The sequence below is a fragment of the Escherichia sp. AM3 genome, assembly GCF_032029835.1.
Classification (GTDB): domain Bacteria; phylum Pseudomonadota; class Gammaproteobacteria; order Enterobacterales; family Enterobacteriaceae; genus Escherichia; species Escherichia coli.
In genome coordinates, this window is record NZ_JAVUPQ010000518.1 from 1 (window position 1) to 572 (window position 572).

Annotated in this window: 1 pseudogene; it reads left to right on the forward strand. The window is 62.8% G+C overall.

Annotation, left to right across the window (positions count from 1 at the left end):
• Nucleotides 1–572: pseudogene (locus RTW80_RS26985) on the forward strand (RHS element protein); the annotation flags it as partial.

Genomic DNA, 572 nt, shown 5'->3' on the forward strand with positions numbered 1-572 from the left:
CTGACCGGCAAACTTATCCGCAGCGAGGATGAGGGGCTGGTCACCCACTGGCACTATGACGAAGCAGACCGCCTCACGCACCGCACCGTGAACGGTGAAACCGCAGAGCGGTGGCGGTACGACGAACGCGGCTGGCTGACAGACATCAGCCATATCAGCGAAGGGCACCGGGTGACGGTGCATTACGGGTATGATGAGAAAGGCCGCCTGACCGGTGAGCGTCAGACGGTGCATCACCCGCAGACGGAAGCACTGCTCTGGCAGCATGAGACCAGACATGCGTACAACGCGCAGGGGCTGGCGAACCGCTGTATACCGGACAGCCTGCCCGCCGTGGAATGGCTGACCTACGGCAGCGGCTGGCTGTCAGGCATGAAACTCGGCGACACACCGCTGGTGGAGTACACCCGCGACCGCCTGCACCGGGAAACGCTGCGCAGCTTCGGCCGTTATGAACTCTCCACCGCTTACACCCCTGCCGGGCAGTTACAGAGCCAGCACCTGAACAGCCTGCAGTATGACCGCGATTACACCTGGAACGACAACGGCGAACTCATCCGCATCAGCAGCCC